Here is a 17,448-nt window from a genome sequence, read left to right as displayed (position 1 = left end):
ATGCACTTAAGCCTGCGGTTGGCTTTGGGCATTCATGATACTTTCGCCGCCTTTTGAGGCTAATTTGGCAAGATCTTTATCAATAAAGAACAATGCCTTGCCATCTTCTCCCACTAAACGGATCTTATCGACAATTGACTTAAACAGCTTTTCTTCTTCGTGCTGCTCAGCCACATACCATTGCAGGAAATTAAAGGTGGAATAATCTTGATTCGAAAATGCGGTGTGGGCTAACGCGTTAATCTGGCGAGTAATTAACTGTTCGTGCTCATAGGTCAACTCGAATAAGGCCAGCAGAGAATTGAACTGTGACTGTGGCGCTTCAATTGCGCCCAGTAACGGTAAACCACCGGTTTCGCTCACATAGGTGAACAAACGGCGCATATGGCCCATTTCTTCATCAGCATGCTCGCGCATAAATTTTGCTGCGCCTTCAAAGCCTTGATCTTCGCACCATGCACTCATTTGCAGGTATAAATTAGAGGAGAAAAATTCCATATTAATTTGTTCATTCAACTTTTCGATCATGGTTGCAGACAGCATTGTAAATCCTCTTTGGCCTTCGAACTGAAATCATCGGTTCACATTGTCATGAAGGCCGTCGCCAAAAGCAACAAAATTTACCTTTGTTGACTTCGCTAAGTTAATGATTAGTTGATAAAAATGATTTTCATTTGTTCATAGACTCGCGTTTAGCTCCGCATGAAGGGCACTGCAAAATCATCTATTAGAAGAGTTAACCGCCTTACAAATCACATAAACTCCTATACAGATCATAGCCAAGCAAGCACAGCGTGGCATAATAGCCCGCATATTTGCCCAACCCTTTGCCCATAAGGAAGACCCGATGTCCGTGAAAGCCGATCCTTGTTCGCAACCTAGCTTAATGCATCCAGATCAAGCCATTCCCCTTCTGCTTGAGCAGGTTAGCCCAGTGTCAGACACCGAAGTCGTTACACTTCCCCATGCGCTTGGCCGCGTTTTAGCAGAGGATTTGGCCTCTTGTATCGATTTACCCCCCTTCGATAACTCCTCGATGGATGGCTATGCGTTTCGCTTTGCCGATTTAACCAGCGAAGCCAAGCAAACCACACTGACGCTGATCGGCAGCTCCTTCGCTGGCCATGGCTTTGAGGGGAGAATTACCCCAAACTCCTGCGTGCGTATTATGACGGGCGCCCCCGTTCCTGCTGGTTATGACACAGTACAAATGCAGGAAGAAACCCAAGCCAATGGCGATCAGATCCAAATAAATCACCCCAAGGCCAAGGGTGCGAATGTTCGCAGTCAAGGTGAAGAACTGTTGCAAGGTACTAAAGTCCTGAAAGCAGGTATCGAAATTAAAGCCGCAGAACTTGGCGTATTAGCCACCATTGGTGTGAGCCAAGTGCGCGTTTACCGCCAACTCAAAGTCGCGTTTTTCTCCACCGGGGATGAACTGCGCCCAGTCGGTAGCGAACTCGCGCCAGGGCAAATTTACGATTCAAACCGTTATTCCATCCAAGGTTTACTCAGCCGCGCCAATGTGGAATGGCTGGATTTAGGCGTAGTAAGCGACGATCCCGAGGCCATTCGCCACGCATTTCGTCACGCAGCAAGCCAAGCAGATATGGTATTAACTTCGGGTGGTGTATCGGTCGGCGAAGCAGACTTTACTAAGCAAATTCTGGATGAAGAAGGCAAAATCACCTTCTGGAAACTCGCCATCAAACCGGGCAAACCCTTTGCCATGGGACGCATAGGCAAGGCGATATTCTGCGGCTTACCGGGCAATCCCGTCTCCTCCATGGTCACCTTCTACAAACTGGTGTGGCCAATACTTAACAAAATGCAAGGCTTAACCCCAAAAGCGCCGCTGATGTTATCGGCAACCCTGACTACGCCTGTGCGTAAGCAACCTGGGCGCGTGGAATATCAACGCGGTATTTTATCCCGCAATGCACAGGGCGAATTAGAAGTCGCCATCACCGGCAGCCAAGGCTCAGGCATGTTAACTTCGATGAGTCTGGCAAATTGCTTCGTCCAGTTGGAGCAGTACCAAGGTGACACGCCTGCGGGCACGCAAGTGACGGTAGAACCTTTTAACTCAGTGCTTTGCTAAGGCGCGAATCGATGAATGAACAAGTAGACATCCTCAGCGACAGCGAACTTACCCGCTACAGCCGCCAAATCTCAATCAAGGCGATGGATATCGATGGCCAAGAACGCCTAAAACTCGCCAAAGTGCTGATGATAGGCGCAGGCGGTTTAGGCTGCGCCGCGGGACAATACCTTACCGTTGCAGGTATTGGCGAGCTGACCTTAGTGGATTTCGATACGGTTGAGCTCTCTAACCTACAGCGCCAAGTATTACATCAGGATGCCAATATCGGCCAACCTAAGGTCGAATCGGCCAAACAAAGCCTGAATCAGCTCAATCCCCATGTAAAAATCAATCCAATCAATGCGGTATTGGATGATCATGAGATTGATGCGCTTGTCGCCAGTCACAGTATCGTGGTCGATTGTACCGATAATGTCAGCGTGCGTGAGCAGCTAAACCAGAGCTGTTTTAAGCACAAAGTCCCTTTAGTTTCGGCCGCTGCAATTCGTATGGAAGGCATGATCACCGTATTTGACTATCAAGCACAAACGCCTTGTTATCATTGCTTTAGTTCATTATTTGGCGAGCAACAACTCAGCTGTGTCGAATCCGGTATTCTTGCACCTGTCGTCGGTATGGTCGGCTGTTTGCAAGCGGTTGAAGCCATTAAAGTCATTACCGGCATGGGCAAAACCCTTGCCGGACGAATTTTGATGATCGATGCCATGACCATGGAGTTTCGTGAAATGAAATTACCTAAACAAGCTCACTGCAAGATATGTAGCCAGTAAAAGGTATATACTCAGCACAGTTTACACACTTAAGGATATTAAAAATCAAATGGATACTGAAAACAGCGTATTTGACCGCCGTACAACTAATGACACTATTATTGGGGCGGGTCTCTATAATTTAGTGATTGGTCTCACCCTCGTTTGGGGATTTGCAGTGAACTATGCCATGGTCAGCCATATCGACCCCGAGGCGATAGCCAGTGTGAATCCTTGGATATTCTTTATCGGTTACTTTGCCTCCTGCTTCTTGGGGATTTATCTATTCCAAAGCTCAAGTAGCCCCATCGTCAGCTTTGTTGGCTATAACTTTGTGGTGGTGCCCTTTGGCCTGATTATTAATATGGTTGTCAGCCAATACGACCCCGCGCTCGTTACCGAAGCGATTCGGATCACGGGCTTAGTCACTATCGCGATGATGTGTTTGGGGACGCTGTTTCCGGCCTTTTTCCAAAAAATATCCGGTGTTCTCACTATCGCATTACTGCTCGTAATAGTAGTCGAACTTATTGAAATATTTATTTTTAAAACCCATCACGGCATTTTAGATTGGATAGTCGTGCTGATCTTCTGCGGCTATATTGGCTACGATTGGGGACGGGCGAACCAAATCCCGAAAACAGTCGATAATGCCGTCGATAGCGCAGCCGCGTTGTATATGGATATCATCAACCTATTTCTGCGTATTTTGCGGATTTTAGGCCGTAAATAAATGAATTAACAACAAAGGGAAACAACATGAAATTAGCATCAGCTTGGTTATTCGGTCTCATCATCTGCAGCGGCTTAGCGGGCTGTGGCGAAAAGACCGAGCCAGCAACAAACGCTCAGGCTGAAACAAAAACTGAAGCAAAAGCACAAATCGCCAACCCGGCATCAGAGTATTGCGCCTCCCTCGGTGGCACATCGGAAATCCAAAGAACCGCAGAGGGTGAACACGGTATGTGTACCTTGCCAAACGGTGAACAGATTGAAGAGTGGGCGCTATTTCGCCGCGACCATCCACAGGACAAAGCCCAGTAATTGAGTGTGGCTCCAAATCAACAGGCGCATTAAGCGCCTGTTTTATTTAATCGGTGTAACAAGCTCACTGCGCCAGCGCAAACGTTTAGCCTGCGAATGGAAACTCCACGCTAACACTCGGGTGACCTTATTACCCTGCTGCATCTCAATGGTTTTTACCGTATCCACACCCAGTTTTGCCAGTGCTTGATAACAAGGCTTAAGGTTTTCCTGCTTCGATATCAAGCTGGTAAACCACAAACATTGCTCGGCAAACATATGGCTTTCGCGGATCATTGTGGCTAAAAATTGTCTCTCACCACCTTGGCACCAAAGTTCCGCAGCCTGACCACCAAAGTTTAAGGCTGCGCCAGTGGCTTTTGGTTTTTCGCCTCGACTGAGTTGTAAGTTACGCACCTTACGCTGTGAACCTTCACTAGCCTCCCGTAATGAGGCATGAAACGGCGGATTGCAGAGGGTTAACTCAAAGCGATCCGCAGCCTCGATAATACCCTTAAAAATGGCGTTTTCATCCCGCTGCCGCCTTAATGTTACATGACCTTGTAAGCAGGAATTGTTGTCGATAATGCGCTGCACATTGGCCAGTGACTGGGGATTGATATCCGAAGCAACAAACTGCCAGCCATACACTTGATGCCCTAGGATGGCGTAAATCCCATTCGCCCCAGTGCCAATATCTAAGGCGCTAACTTGTTCAATACGCGGGGCGGTGGCTCCCTCAAATAAGAGATCAGCCAAGTAGTGCACATAATCGACTCGCCCGGGGATAGGCGGACAAAGCGCCCCCTTGGGAATATCCCAAAAATCAATTTGGTAATGGTGTTTCAGTAACGCGGCATTCAGATTCTTAACCGCTAAGGGATCGGCAAAATCAATCGATAACGCACCATAGGCCGTAGGCCTGACAAAGGCTTTCAGCTTAGGGAAACTCGCCATTAAGGCCACAAAATCATAGCCATGAAGATGCACATTACGCGGGTGTAAGGTCTTTTTCTCCCCGAGCTTTGCTTTGGGCTTACTAGCGGCCTTAGCCTTGCTGGCTTTGAGCTTGGCGACAGATTGAGGCGTGCTTGGCTTAGCGCGTTTGCCTGCAGCTGGCGTCGCGGGTTTAGCGGCAGTTTTTATGGCGGGTTTAGGCATAATCATTTATCAACAAGGGCGGGCCAATCCAAGGATCGGCCCTTGAGCGTATTAGCGAGATTAATCGTACAGATAGGAGGTAAACAACAGGTTGACGACTAAAGGTTTACCCGCTTCTTTTGTCAGCAGGTTATTGACCATATCGAAGCATTCACGGCGGATCTCTTCACGTCCGGTGAGGGACTTAACTTTTTCTTCGGCCTGATTGCCCAGCACTTCGATAATCGCCGCCCGCAGCAGAGGATCATGGCGCTCAACGATCACTAAATCATCGGGACTCTTAACCATCAACTCGACACTGATCTTTACAAAACCAAGCTTTTTGCGGTTTGAAATATAGTTAGTCACGATTTCAGGTTCAAAACCGTAATAGGCGTACTCCGCTGCAGGAGCCGCTTCTTTTTCGTCGGCCGCATATGCGCTACACACAACACTGAACAAGATCAGGCAGGCTGATAATAATTTTTTCATCGCGGTTTACAGCTCCCTAAAAACAATAATGGCCAATGGAAGAAACTTCCCAATCTATCTGGTAGACTGCCGACGTTTGCTTATATTGTAACGAGTATTTAATGAATGTGACCAGCTTAAGCTTTCCCTATGGCGAATCAATTCAATGGTTTTGTGCCGACAACACCAAAAATCTTCCCGCTTCTCCCCTTAAGGAATGGTTACTCGCCCCTGGTAGTCTGACACAAAAGCTCAAAGGCTGCTGTAATGAGTTTGAAGTCAGAATCCTTGGTGAAGGTCAATGCCCACCACTCGACGGCGAATATCCCAATCAAAGTGCCGTTTGGGTGCGCGAAGTCTTACTCTGCCTCGACGATGTGCCTTGGGTATTTGCCAGAACCTTGATCCCTCAGTCTTTATTATCGACACGCCAAGCTGATTTTTTAGGCCTAGGGACTCGACCACTGGGCGAATTATTATTTAGCCAAGATAGCTTTGTGCCGGGGCGCATTGAAATTGCCCGCTTTGCCACCGATAGCCGTCTCGCCCACCTAGCGCAAAGTTTAGCGCAGAATGTAGAACATGAGCTTTGGGGTCGACGTCGATATTTCCACCACAACGAGGAGGAAATGTTTGTCAGTGAAATGTTCCTCCCCGCCGCCGAAGAGGCAATGGCGAGGCTACACCCCTAATTCTCTTAAGCTAAAAACAAAAAATGCCTCTGATCAGAGGCATTTTGCTTTAACTCACAAACTTATTGGCGCTGGCGACGCCATGCAACACCGCCAAGCAACAGAAGACTAAGCCAACTTAGACTGCCACCACCGCCACCTGAATCTTCCGATGGTGGTGCGATTGGGGCAGACACGGTAACGCTTGAGCTACTGCTTGCGGTCGCATTTTGGGTATCTTTAACCGTGAGCGTCACGGTGTAAGTCCCCGCCCGAGCGTAAGTGTGGGAAGGCGATGCCGAAGTACTTGAGGTGCCATCACCAAAGTTCCATAAATAGCTCACGCTTCCAGCACCACCAGTCGAGGTGTTGCTAAAGTTCACCGTTAGCTGGTTCGAGTTGAAACTAAAGCTGGCAGTTAACGGTAAGCTGACTACTACGGTTTTCGTGGCGGTGACTTTTGTACCTTTGGTATCGGTAACAGTTAAGGTCAGCGTATAGGTTCCAGCCGCAGAGTAGGTATAAACCGCTGTGGCCGAGGTACTTGTTGCTCCCGCTACACCGAAATCCCAAGCGTAGGAATACGCGCCTTCTCCTCCTTCTACCGCAGCAGAAACCGTCACTGCCTGGCCGTTTTGGCTCAGATTAATTGCGGCGGTTAAGGGAGTTAATGCGGGATCGGCGTTTGCATTCGCTAAACGAATCACTGCAGTGCTGTTATCACTGGCTTGAGCGACAACTTCCATCGTCAACCCAAGTTGTTGCAATTGCATACCTGACTGAGGTTGCAGCGGCGCACTGTAATCGACACTATCGTCAAACAGACTAACCGCATCGAGACTATTGTCACCAAAATAAGCGGTTTGTTTTACCGTGCTAAACGCCGCATCTCGGATTTGTACATCGGTAGAGTTAGTGCCAATCCTATTTTGATCAGCATCAATCACGCCTATTAAGCTGCGGCCGGGATGGTCTGACACGTTGTTATCGCTATAGCTGGCATTCTCGAGCCATAGCAGTACGCCAGGATCAAACCCTTTACTCTTTAATCCCGCATCGACACCATTGTGGCTGCGTAATTGAATTAAGTAGCGTGATGCTGGTCCTGGGCGAGTGTTAGTAATGCGGCTATAACCAGAGAAAGTGGCTTTGTTAGCTGCTTCGGCATTATCGGCATACAACTCACTCGTACCTTGTTTGATGCTGATGTTGTCGATAGTAATACCTGAGCCACTGACTGCCTCATCGGTCACATAGTTAAATTCAATCGTGACAGCTTTGCCTGCATAGGCTGACAAATCATATTCCAACGCGACCCAAGCATCGTCCCCCACTGCGGTCGAGATGCTCGATGATTTACCCGTAATGATATGTCGAGCACTATTAATGGTGTTGCTGGATTGAGTGTAATTACCCGCAATCGCTGTGCCGTCCACTTTGACCTGCATATAGTCAAAGCTATTCTCAATATCCCAGCTCGCTTGCATGGAAAGCGTGAGTTTATCACTCGTCACTGGCAAGGTTGTAGCAAAGCTCATGCTGTTTGCCAGCATGTTTCCTTGGCCAGAATAGTACTGGTAAGTCCCTTGATAAGGCGCTTTAAAGGCAATTTGTGTGGCTGGGAGCGGAATCGATATTTGATTCACAACCTCTTGGTTTATCGCCTGATTGAGTGTGATTTCCATGCCAGACCGAGGTATGGTGTCTAAGCTAATCTCACGCTCGTTCAGCCATTTGCCTTTATATTTCGTCTGTAAATACGAACGCGCGTAGGGGCTAAAACCGCTCGGTTGTGCGCCAGAAATCGTTCCAGTCCAACTGCCGCTCGACATTAACGACCAATAACCCACGGGTGAGCCATCTTTGTTAGCGTTGTCTGTCGTGTCGTACTCATCGGGCAACCCAAGATCATGGCCAAATTCATGGGTACACACCCCAGTCGCCGCATCTATTGGTTGAATCGTATAACCAAAGACTTTTTTGTTTGTTCCAGGCAAGGTATAACCTTGAGTGCTTTGATTCACGTAATAACGGTGCGACCAAATCGCATTAGCCCCTAATTTGCCCCCACCGGTTTCTTCCCCAATACTGGAGTGGAAAATCATCACATGGTCAATAATGCCATCGGCTTCGTTTAAGTTACCATTACCATTTAAATCATATGGATCTTCAATATCATAGCTAGCAAGCTCCGCAGCTGACATACTGGCAACCGCCTGCAATACCGCCTCTTTAACTAGCTCGCCAACTTTAACATCGTTATTGGTATCAGCATCATTAGCACCATAGTAATCAGCATTTTGGCCAGCGGTATACCAACCTTTAACATCGCCAGTGAAGAAGAAAGTTTTGCCCGAAACAGCTTGGTAATACTGATAGGCCGAATCTAATGTTTGCCCCTGCGGGCCACTAAAACCAGCCGTTGAGAAGAGTAAATTCTTGTAGTGTGAAGCGGGATAACTTGAATAATACATGTCTGTATCACTCGCGGTTAAACCGTTGTTGTTATATCTTAAATCAGGAAAATCAATCAGTACGGTTAATACCTTAACCGTTTTAGTCACATCGGCATCCGCTAAAGCACGCTGCGCAGGTGCGCGCATCATTGCTGTGGTTTTGGCTTTATGGAGGCGTTCTTGCTCTGCCTCAATCACCACCCGAGGTTCTTTAGGTTGTGCTAGGCTCGCGCGGGCAATATAGGCTTCAACGGCCGCTTGCTTGACACTCTCGCTCGCATCCTCAGATACTTCGCCACGCTTAATTAGCCAATAGAGGATCCTTTCTTTGTTAATGACCCCCGCATCCGCTGGTGTGTGATTAGGCGCAGCGATACTGGCGCCACTTAGCAAGGCCAACATCAATCCAAACGCTGTGATACTCTTTGTACTTCGCATTACCGTATTCCTTCCGTCACAATTTGCTCTGTAGCCAAGCTATTTTTTAAGGCTAGTGCCTATTCGCACTATGGCAAGTTTGTTTATTGGCTCACGTTCCTAATTAGGAAGGCCAACTCTAATGGGATGTGAAAACATATCAGGACGAGTTCAGTGTAACAACTTGATACAGATTGAAAGGTGATGGTTTTTGTACTTTTGTCAGCGTTTATTCAGCAAGCATTCTTCAGTGCGATTTTTTGCCATAAAAAAACCGCACTAACTGCGTTAATGCGGTTTTCATATCGTTTAGTGCCGTCGGTTAACCAGCGGTTTTCATATAGTTTGATACCCCGTCGAGGAACATCTGCACCGATATCATCACCAGCACCATGCCCATCAAACGCTCAACGGCCGTTAACCCCTTTTCACCCAACATACGGGTAAAGAGTTTATAGAACATTAAGATAACCGCACTCGCCGCCCATGCAGACACTAATGCTATCGTCCAGTCCGTCATACGAGAACTATCAGTATGTGCCAGCAAAATCAGCGCTGCGAGGATAGATGGCCCCGCCATTAATGGAATCGCCATCGGTACGATAAAAGGCTCTTCTCCCGCAGCAAGCCCCACCACGCCACCTGGCTGGGGGAAAATCATCCGTATCGCGATCAAAAACAGAATAATACCGCCGGCAATACTGACCGATTCAGAACGCAGATTTAAGAAGCTTAAAATGGCCTCCCCGGCATACAGGAACGCCAACATGATCACTAATGCAAAAATCAGTTCGCGGATCAACACCCTACGACGTTTTTTAGGGTCGATGTGCCGTAAAATCGACGCGAATATCGGTAAATTACCGAGGGGATCCATAATTAAAAACAACATTACCGCAGCAGAAAATATATCCATTTAACTTTATCAACACCCAAACCCACATGAGGCGATATTGTATAACTTTTTCACGTTACAGATGTGAAAATTTATCTATAAAATTCCTTACGATGGGATTAAACAACAGCACAATTGTCAATTTTGACCGTGAAAAAGCTGGCCAATACCCCGATAAGTCTTTGACGATTGAATTGATTTCGGCACCAGCAATGAAAGGTAAATCTAGCTTTAGTAAATTGCCAGTAAGTCACTGCTCATTTAAATTACAACTGGTATACTACGGCGTTTTTTCAGCAAATTTTCGTGGAATCCATGCTCTATCTTCTTGCTAGTTGTATCGCACTCTTAATCGGGCCACTGTTTTATCGCTACTTTTCATCGGGTAGCGGATTACAAAAGGGACTCGATGGTTTTATCTTCGTCTCTTTAGGCGGGTTAGTGCTGATCCATATTCTGCCTGAACTACTGGAACATGGCGGCCTGCTGGCAATTGTTTTTGTGGTGCTGGGTCTATGGGGGCCAACGGCGAGCGAGCGATTATTCCACCGCTATTCTGAAATCACCCATAATTTTGCCCTTTTTCTAGGGATTAGTGGCTTATTACTACATACCATCACCGATGGCACCGCTATGGTTTTAGCGCAGCAGGATGGCAACTCCATAATGCTGGCACTTGGTGTCATACTCCACCAATTGCCTGTCGGTTTTGCTGTATGGTGGGTTCTAAAACCCCATCTAGGTGCCCGTTGGACAGTCTTTATTTTTGCAGCCATTATGCTATTCACAGGTATAGGCTATTTCGCCAGTGGGCAATTATTACCTTATTTAAATATTGATGACACTATCTACTTACAAGCCTTTATTACAGGTTCGATTCTGCACGTTGTATTACACCAGCCCCATGGTCAACAGGATACGGATAAACAAGGCCGATACGAATATCAGGCCGGAATCGGCAGTTTGCTCGGTATTGGATTATTAATGATGCTGTTATTAGTGGATTCTGGCGGCCATGATCATGCCCACCACAACCACAGTACCGAGCAGCTAACAACCTGGCTCATGACCATAGCGCCAGTGCTTTTACTCAGTTATGCCGTAGCAGCACTGCGATTCCAACTTGGTTTAACACCACAGGATAATAGTCTCGCTCGCCGCTGGTTCCAACGTTTAGCAGGCCCTGAAGCACTCGTGCTGACCGCATTGCTGCTCGGCCCTTGGTTGGCGCTGTTCCAACTCCTAGTGAGCTTTGTCATGAGCGCCTATTTGGCCCATGCGCAGGTCGAAATTACCGATCCCCACACAACTTTACCGAGCAAAGCACTGCGTTTTGGTTTTGCCCATTTGGTTGATCGCAGCGCGCCTTGGGTACTGCTCAGCTTAGTGCTAGTGAATCTGATCGGCCATCCTTCAGTGCCGTTAAACAACCCGATGTTACAGATAGCTGTGCTATTGCTGGTATTTTTACCAATGCGTTTTTGTAACTTAGGTGCAGCGGTGTTGTCGATAGCCCTTGCCTATAGCGGCTGGAGCCCGTTGGCCATTATATTGCCTTTAATTGCCGCCCCTGTGCTAAGTATCGCCCAGCTAAGGCTTATGAGTTGGCCACAACGTGCGATTTTGCTAGCAATGATTGCTATCGCCCTCGTTGCAGCTCTTAAGTTGCCAATGTGGTTCTCGTTGATCACCTTACCTGAGGCCATCAATTTAGTCGCATTACTGATCTTATCAGCCTTATTTGCTGCGAGCCTACTGCGCCTTGGCCCCCGTAAATTCCTGCGCCGCCTCATGATGTTAAAACCCTCAACCCATGGGCATAAGCACAGCCATGATCATGCCCATGCGCATGCGCATTCAACTGTTTTATCGACGCCAACTAGCCCGGGTCATAACCACGATAGCAGCCATAGCCACTCCCATGATCACGCGGATAGGGATAAGCACCACCACTAAAACTGTTCATTTGGCGACAGACAGGCTAAGTTAACCCTATTCTAGGAAAAACTTAGCCTGTTATGTGCATACTCTTCGTCGCCCTTAATACTCATCCCCAGTATCCCCTGATTATTTGTGCGAATCGGGATGAGTTTCACCACAGACCCACGGCACCAGCGCAATTTTGGCCGCCAGAGCGCAATATGCTCGCGGGAAAAGACTTACAGGCGGGCGGCACTTGGTTTGGAGTGAATAAACAAGGTCAACTTGCAGGGGTGACCAACTTAAGAGTCGCGCAAAAAAGCCAAGAACCCATGCGTAGCCGCGGCGAACTCGTCATTCAGGCATTAAATTCTGGCTCGCTTATCTGCCCTAACTGGCTTGTGGAACACGCGGAAGATTATCAACCCTTCAACTTAGTCTTTGGCCAAGGTACCAATCTGTACTGTTTTAATAGTATTAGCCGGGAGACGGTAAAGTTAACCCAAGGATTTCATGCTATTAGCAATGGGGCAATGGATGATGTTTGGCCCAAAATGACCAAAGGTCAGCGCTCACTCGAAGCCCTAATCCAACAATCGGCACAGCTTGAAGTCGAGTCGCTTATCAAGCTGATGCAGGATGATTCACAGCCACAGGATAATGAGTTACCCGACACTGGTGTGGGGCTTGAATGGGAGCGCCGTTTAGCCGCGATTTATATTCGTCACCCCGATTATGGCACCCGATCCACCAGCATTTTGCTACAAAATGCCCAAGGGGAAATTCAGTTCACCGAGGTGAGATACGATGGTAAGGGTCGGCGTCTGGGACAACAGGATTTCCACTTCACCCTACCGCCCCAATTACCGCCAGAGCCAGACTGTTTAGTGGTTTTTTAGCTTATCGGTCAGAGATTAACTTCAGTCCGAACTGTGATCCATAGTGATCACCCAACGGTCATCGATTTTTTCCACCAGCAGGGTAAATACCCCTGTTGGTGTGTCCTTTAAGCGTGTTAAATCCCAACGTCCAACCACCATAGCGGCATAGTTGCTGAGCATTTTGATTTCTTTAATCGTGAACTTCAGCTCACCCAATGACTCTTTATCGGGGTAATTCTTCTTATAGGCTGCAAGGGTTTCGTCCCAACCATTGCGAAATTTACCGTTTGAGATGAGCATAAGCTGCTCATTTTGCCAATAACCTTGCATATATGCGTCAAGATCGCCTCGATTCCAGGCTTCCTCCTGACCTTTTAGCAATTGGACAATATCATCGGTTGGTACCGCGCTCACCTGCCCAACAAATAGCAGCAATATCGCCGTAAGGCACTGCAAAATATGTTTTCTTATCAATCCCTGTCGCAACATAGTATCGCTCCCTCACAATCAGGTAGACTGTATTATATCTATTCGGCCCAGACTATCTTATCTAGGCCGATTTATAATTAAAAAAAGCTGATGATATTATTAATTTTTCGACTCTGAGCACCACATTATGTTTACACATTTATGCCGCTGGCTACTTAACATTTCGGGCTGGCGAATTCAGGGGGAGCTCCCCACTCAAGCCAAATATATTGTGATTGTCGCACCACACACTAGCAACTGGGACTTTATCATTGGTGTCCTCGCTCGTGGTGCATTAGATACACGCATTCACTTCCTTGGTAAACATCAATTGTTTATTCCACCCTGGGGTTGGATCTTCCGAGCGATCGGCGGTAGCCCAGTCGATAGGCGTAAAAACAATAACTTGGTCGATTCTGCGGTGCAGCTGTTTACTACCCTGCCTGAGTATAAACTGGCACTCGCCCCCGAAGGCACCCGTAGCCCCGTCAGGCGTTGGAAATGTGGTTTTTACCATATTGCGGCTAAGGCGCAGGTCCCTATCGTCCCCGTGGGCTTAGATTTCGCCTGTAAAGCCGTGGTGATCCGCTCACCTCTACAACCAGTTGATATAGAAAAAGATATGGCGGAGATATTAAGCTTCTACCGCAGTATTAAGGGTCGACATCCCAAAACGATCCCTGACTATATGCCCGACAACAAACGCTAATTCCCTAATGTAAAACGGAGCAGAAGATGCAAACCGAAACTTGGCTACTCTATTTTTTTGCAATTGTATTAATTGGGATTTCCCCCGGACCGATTGCGATGTTGTCGATGTCCCACGGTATACATTTTGGTAAAAAACGCAGTATTGCCACCGGACTTGGCAGTGTCAGCGCCGCACTGATCTTAATGGCGGCCTCGGCTGCAGGTTTAGGCGCGATTATCAGCGCCTCAGAATACGGCTTTACCATACTCAAATGGTGTGGCGCCGCCTATCTGGTGTTTTTGGGCATCAAATTATTGCTAACAAAACAGCAAGGGCAAACACTAGAAGTCGTTAAAACGGAAGGGAAAGGCACACCTAAGCAACTCTTTAAACAAGCATTTTTAGTTGGGATCAGCAATCCCAAAGACTTGCTGTTTTTTGCAGCGTTATTCCCACAATTTATCGATTTAACCGCGCCACAATTACCGCAGTTGGCGATTCTTGCCCTTACTTGGGCGCTCGTCGACTTTAGCTTTGTGATGATCTACGCCTCAATGGCAAATGTGCTGGCACCGAGCCTTAAGGCCAGCAACAAATTGCATTGGTTTGACCGCACCAGCGGCGGTGTGTTTCTCACCCTCGCCGCGATTTTAGTCAGTCGAGACTAACCCTCGACCTTAACCGATTTGAGACTGCGGATATCGTTGCCCGTCGGCGCTTGGAAGGCCTGTAAACCAAACTCAGGCAGCACGGCAAAGATATGGTCGAAGATATCCGCTTGTATCGCCTCATAAAAAGCCCAGCGGGTATCATTGGTAAAGATATAAACCTCAATCGGTAGCCCCTCGGTGGTCGGTGCGAGCTGGCGTACCATCAGGGTCATTTCTTTGTGTACTTTATCGTGGCGCTGTAGATATTCCTGCAGATAGGCACGGAAGGTGCCAACGTTGGTCAGATGGCGACCATTGACCATCATATCCAAATCGGACACTTTAGCGTTCGACGCTTGGATCTCGCTGATCTTGGCGGGAAAATACTCTTTTAAGCAATTGATTTTACTGAGGCGGTTTCGATCACTTTCAGTTAAAAATTTGATGCTATTAATATCGATATTGACCGCACGCTTAATACGACGCCCGCCCGATTCGGACATGCCACGCCAGTTACGAAACGCATCCGAGACCAAGGCATAGGCGGGGATCATGGTGATAGTCTTATCCCAGTTACGCACTTTAACTGTAGTTAACGACACCTCCTCCACCGCACCGTCGGCGCCGTACTTATCCATTTGAATCCAGTCACCTTTGCTTACCATTCGGTTTGCCGCTAACTGAATCCCCGCCACAAAACCCAAAATCGTGTCGCGGAACACTAACATCACAAAACCGGTTGCTACACCAAGTCCGCTGAGGAAGTACACGGGGGACTGATCGGCCAACACAGAAAGGCAAACGATAAGGCCGACAAAGAATAGGAACAACTTAAACAACTGCACAAAGCTTTTAACCGGCAGGCGGCGACTCACCTCATTGATATCAGAGATTTCATTGACGGCATCCAGCCCCGCGTAGATAGCGCGGATCATCAAGATCACCAACCAAATGCTCAGTAGGCGGTCAACTAAACTGCTGAGTACGGGATGTTCGGTTAACGTGATAGGCACCAGTAGATTGAGCACGATAGCGGGCACTAACATCGCCAACTTTTCGAGCACTTTGTAGCGCATAAATACATCGTCCCACGTCACTCTAGAGCGCAGGATCACCATATTGACCGCGCGGATCACCCCTCGGTGCATAATAAAATAGGAGATTGCCGCCACCAGCACACAGGCAAGCAGCATAATGCTAGTTGATATACCGTCGGATGGTTGGCTATCAATTCCCAAGCCCGTTAACCATGTCGAAATTTCGAGCCGTATTTCCTGATCCACAATTCACTCCAACTTAGGCGCTAGCGCAACAAAATTATACAAAGGTGACAACTGAGTAATCTTTAGTTAAATCCCCTTTAAAAACGCTCAACTTAACACACAATAATTTTACAACCATTTATTTTAAAAGAGATTTTAGCATTTTTGAATTGACCACACACAAAAGAATATGAACAATAATCAACCTGTTGCCAAAGAAGCTATCCCATGTATCGCCATTCATCAAAGTTCGCCTATCTTAGCATTGGACTACTAGGTCTATGCCAACCATTACAGGCAACAGAATATAACACTACGACGAATCTGATTGTGCCAAAGAAATCAGATGAAACGACCAATACTCCCTATGTCGCCCTGATGCTCGATTATGTTCCAGCAACAGATAATCTCTATGGAGTGACCCTTGCGCCTTATCATTTTGATGATGATTACCAGCGATGGGGCTATTACCTAGGTTATGCCCGCAGTGGTGAAACCGATATTGTTGTACCAGAACCTGCATTATCCCATCGGCAAGAAAGCCTATGGCGCTTAGGATTAAGCTACAGTTTAACGACCGACTTAAGTTTTTATGCAGGTGGCAGTGCCTATATCAGCACCACAGCTTATACCAACAATATTTCCCCCCGAATTGTCGATGGTAAACCCACATGGGAAGAAGATAAAACCACTCAATGGGGCGCAGAAGCAGGCCTTAGATACCGTATCACAGAGCATATCATTCTCAGTGCTGGCTATAACTCCAGCACTGAATCAACGATTTTGAGCATTGGATACGCGGGTTAAAGAAAGAGCCTGAACTTATTGCGAGAGTTCAGCTCTCGCCTTAGCAAGCTCTGATTCGACCTCTGCAATCTTTTGACGTTTTGTATTGATTTTATCCATAGGCTTACCATCAGCAATCGCTTCGGTAAGCTCATGTTGGCGCTCGGTTAATTTAGCTTCTAAGGCCTCAATCTTAGCTAAACGCTCGGCAGTTAAGCTGTCATCATCGCAATGGGTAGCAACCTCGTCATAGGCCTTTTCAAGTCCAGCGACTTTATGCTGATTGCCAACAGCTTTAGCCTCGGTGAGTTCAGCGCCAATGGCCGCTAATTTTGCAGCGCAGCCCATAGTAGCGGGTTCATCAGCCCATGCTAGACCACTAAAAACCAAGCCAAAAACCAACCCATAAGTATGATATTTGATGAGCATTTTACTCTCCTCAAGTGTACTAACTCATACACCAACTGACTGTTTTGATTATATCGCGAGGCTTAATCGTACAATCTCCACTAGAAAGCACACAACTCAATAGGGGGCAGAAAAGCGTTAAATATTGAAAGACTAATATCATTGCTTGGTTATTGAATGCAGACCATATTTAAGGGCGAACCATGGTATTTGCTCAACGACACGCAGCAAGTCCTTCCTTGGATGCTCGACCGCCCCGTCCATGGGGCGGACGGTCGTCTCGCTAATCACTATGGCTCACCTGTTTAGCATTAGCGTAGTCTGTAAGTTTTAAAGAAATACTAAGCACGCTTTTGGACAAAAGCGTGCTATGTTTTGCGCGAAATTATCTCCATTTCGGATAAACAAAAAAATCCTAAACGCTGAGTCGTGGGCAACTTAAGGATGTAACGCTTC

19 protein-coding genes are annotated in these 17,448 nt (G+C 47.3%); 11 read left to right on the top strand and 8 right to left on the bottom strand.

The genetic code is table 11. The features are described 5' to 3' along the window. Positions 1 to 6 precede the first annotated feature (6 nt). On the bottom strand, positions 7 to 543 hold the full coding sequence (gene ftnA / locus H9J30_RS17920; protein ID WP_011070543.1) for a non-heme ferritin: 537 nt from the start codon (positions 541 to 543) through the stop codon (positions 7 to 9). Between the two features lie 304 nt (positions 544 to 847). Between ftnA and moeA the strand changes: the two genes are divergently transcribed. From moeA to H9J30_RS17900, 4 genes are read left to right on the top strand one after another with little or no spacing between them, the layout of a single operon-like run. Further along, positions 848 to 2,101, top strand: coding sequence for a molybdopterin molybdotransferase MoeA (gene moeA / locus H9J30_RS17915; protein WP_240132246.1), 1,254 nt, complete (start codon positions 848 to 850; stop codon positions 2,099 to 2,101). An 11-nt stretch (positions 2,102 to 2,112) separates the two neighbouring features. Beyond that, positions 2,113 to 2,874 carry a molybdopterin-synthase adenylyltransferase MoeB gene (moeB, locus tag H9J30_RS17910; protein ID WP_240132245.1) on the top strand — a complete coding sequence of 254 codons (762 nt, stop codon included), beginning with the start codon at positions 2,113 to 2,115 and terminating at the stop codon, positions 2,872 to 2,874. Between the two features lie 49 nt (positions 2,875 to 2,923). Next, positions 2,924 to 3,586 carry a Bax inhibitor-1 family protein gene (locus H9J30_RS17905; protein ID WP_011070540.1) on the top strand — a complete coding sequence of 221 codons (663 nt, stop codon included), beginning with the start codon at positions 2,924 to 2,926 and terminating at the stop codon, positions 3,584 to 3,586. A 26-nt stretch (positions 3,587 to 3,612) separates the two neighbouring features. Further along, on the top strand, positions 3,613 to 3,897 hold the full coding sequence (locus H9J30_RS17900) for a putative hemolysin (protein ID WP_240132244.1): 285 nt from the start codon (positions 3,613 to 3,615) through the stop codon (positions 3,895 to 3,897). A gap of 42 nt (positions 3,898 to 3,939) precedes the next feature. Here H9J30_RS17900 and rlmF read toward each other — a convergent pair whose 3' ends face one another. Together rlmF and H9J30_RS17890 are read right to left on the bottom strand one after the other, a co-directional pair. Next, entirely contained in the window at positions 3,940 to 5,037 is a 1,098-nt protein-coding gene (gene rlmF / locus H9J30_RS17895) for a 23S rRNA (adenine(1618)-N(6))-methyltransferase RlmF (protein ID WP_240132243.1), read from the bottom strand. Positions 5,038 to 5,097: 60 nt separating this feature from the next. Next, positions 5,098 to 5,508, bottom strand: a complete 411-nt coding sequence (locus H9J30_RS17890; RefSeq protein WP_240132242.1) for a flagellar basal body-associated protein FliL — start codon at positions 5,506 to 5,508, stop codon at positions 5,098 to 5,100. A 101-nt stretch (positions 5,509 to 5,609) separates the two neighbouring features. On the opposite strand from H9J30_RS17890, the gene H9J30_RS17885 reads away from it, so the two are divergent. After that, complete coding sequence (locus H9J30_RS17885) at positions 5,610 to 6,179, top strand: chorismate--pyruvate lyase family protein (protein ID WP_240132241.1); 570 nt, start codon at positions 5,610 to 5,612, stop codon at positions 6,177 to 6,179. 62 nt (positions 6,180 to 6,241) lie between these two features. Here the strand turns inward: H9J30_RS17885 and H9J30_RS17880 are convergent, their stop codons facing one another. Together H9J30_RS17880 and H9J30_RS17875 are read right to left on the bottom strand one after the other, a co-directional pair. Beyond that, complete coding sequence (locus H9J30_RS17880) at positions 6,242 to 9,052, bottom strand: immune inhibitor A domain-containing protein (RefSeq protein ID WP_240132240.1); 2,811 nt, start codon at positions 9,050 to 9,052, stop codon at positions 6,242 to 6,244. A 301-nt stretch (positions 9,053 to 9,353) separates the two neighbouring features. Then, on the bottom strand, positions 9,354 to 9,947 hold the full coding sequence (locus H9J30_RS17875; protein ID WP_011070534.1) for a YhgN family NAAT transporter: 594 nt from the start codon (positions 9,945 to 9,947) through the stop codon (positions 9,354 to 9,356). Positions 9,948 to 10,241: 294 nt separating this feature from the next. Between H9J30_RS17875 and H9J30_RS17870 the strand changes: the two genes are divergently transcribed. Beyond that, complete coding sequence (locus H9J30_RS17870) at positions 10,242 to 11,882, top strand: glycogen synthase (protein WP_240132289.1); 1,641 nt, start codon at positions 10,242 to 10,244, stop codon at positions 11,880 to 11,882. 62 nt (positions 11,883 to 11,944) lie between these two features. After that, on the top strand, positions 11,945 to 12,745 hold the full coding sequence (locus H9J30_RS17865) for an NRDE family protein (protein WP_240132239.1): 801 nt from the start codon (positions 11,945 to 11,947) through the stop codon (positions 12,743 to 12,745). 21 nt (positions 12,746 to 12,766) lie between these two features. Here H9J30_RS17865 and H9J30_RS17860 read toward each other — a convergent pair whose 3' ends face one another. Continuing rightward, positions 12,767 to 13,216: a YybH family protein gene (locus H9J30_RS17860; RefSeq protein ID WP_240132238.1), complete on the bottom strand. Its 450-nt coding sequence runs from the start codon at positions 13,214 to 13,216 to the stop codon at positions 12,767 to 12,769. Between the two features lie 127 nt (positions 13,217 to 13,343). On the opposite strand from H9J30_RS17860, the gene H9J30_RS17855 reads away from it, so the two are divergent. Together H9J30_RS17855 and H9J30_RS17850 are read left to right on the top strand one after the other, a co-directional pair. After that, entirely contained in the window at positions 13,344 to 13,904 is a 561-nt protein-coding gene (locus H9J30_RS17855) for a lysophospholipid acyltransferase family protein (RefSeq protein WP_240132237.1), read from the top strand. 26 nt (positions 13,905 to 13,930) lie between these two features. Then, positions 13,931 to 14,554 carry a LysE family translocator gene (locus H9J30_RS17850; RefSeq protein ID WP_240132236.1) on the top strand — a complete coding sequence of 208 codons (624 nt, stop codon included), beginning with the start codon at positions 13,931 to 13,933 and terminating at the stop codon, positions 14,552 to 14,554. Here the strand turns inward: H9J30_RS17850 and H9J30_RS17845 are convergent. Beyond that, a complete protein-coding gene (locus H9J30_RS17845) occupies positions 14,551 to 15,819 on the bottom strand; it encodes a mechanosensitive ion channel family protein (protein ID WP_240132235.1) in 1,269 nt (422 codons plus the stop codon). The genes H9J30_RS17850 and H9J30_RS17845 overlap by 4 nt on opposite strands. A 207-nt stretch (positions 15,820 to 16,026) precedes the next feature. Here H9J30_RS17845 and H9J30_RS17840 point away from each other — a divergent pair, with 207 nt between their 5' ends. Continuing rightward, entirely contained in the window at positions 16,027 to 16,605 is a 579-nt protein-coding gene (locus H9J30_RS17840; RefSeq protein WP_240132234.1) for a TonB-dependent receptor, read from the top strand. Between the two features lie 15 nt (positions 16,606 to 16,620). Here the strand turns inward: H9J30_RS17840 and H9J30_RS17835 are convergent, their stop codons facing one another. After that, positions 16,621 to 17,013, bottom strand: a complete 393-nt coding sequence (locus tag H9J30_RS17835) for a DUF1090 domain-containing protein (RefSeq protein WP_240132233.1) — start codon at positions 17,011 to 17,013, stop codon at positions 16,621 to 16,623. Between the two features lie 156 nt (positions 17,014 to 17,169). Here H9J30_RS17835 and H9J30_RS21665 point away from each other — a divergent pair, with 156 nt between their 5' ends. Beyond that, positions 17,170 to 17,301: a hypothetical protein gene (locus H9J30_RS21665; protein ID WP_275679669.1), complete on the top strand. Its 132-nt coding sequence runs from the start codon at positions 17,170 to 17,172 to the stop codon at positions 17,299 to 17,301. Positions 17,302 to 17,448: the final 147 nt, after the last annotated feature.

Origin of the sequence: Shewanella cutis (genome assembly GCF_022410515.1) — a bacterium.
Taxonomy (GTDB): Bacteria; Pseudomonadota; Gammaproteobacteria; order Enterobacterales; family Shewanellaceae; genus Shewanella; species Shewanella cutis.
Note: the sequence above shows the minus strand (reverse complement) of the source record. Positions and strands in the feature narration are given on the sequence as shown.